General features: G+C 72.5%; 1 protein-coding gene. It reads left to right on the forward strand.

Going from position 1 to position 414, the window contains the following annotated elements; all coding sequences use genetic code 11:
• On the forward strand, positions 1-414 hold a 414-nt coding region (locus G3I71_RS48710), incomplete at both ends, for an AMP-binding protein (protein WP_164325410.1).

The raw sequence follows: 414 nt of genomic DNA on the forward strand, positions 1-414 counted from the left end.
TCCTCGGCACCTCCTACGTGGCCTCCCTGCGCCGCGCCGCAGCCGAAGGCCCCGGCACCGGACCGCTGCCCGGCCTGCCCCACCTGGAACAGGTCGTCGTCCTCGCCGAGGACGCCCCCGAGTCCTTCCGCTCCTGGAAGGACTTCCTGACCGCCGGCGACGCCGTCCCCGCAGCCCGGGTGCGCGAGCGGGCCACCTCGCTGCGCCCCGACACCCCCTCCGACATCATCTTCACCTCCGGCACCACCGGCAGCCCCAAGGGCGCCGTCATCACCCACGCCCAGACCCTGCGCTGCTACGACGTGTGGAGCGAACTCGCCGGACTCCGCGAGGGCGACCGCTACCTCATCGTGAACCCGTTCTTCCACACCTTCGGCTACAAGGCCGGGATCGTCGCCTGCCTGATGCGCGGCG

It is taken from the genome of Streptomyces sp. SID12501, assembly GCF_010550245.1.
Lineage (GTDB): Bacteria > Actinomycetota > Actinomycetes > Streptomycetales > Streptomycetaceae > Streptomyces.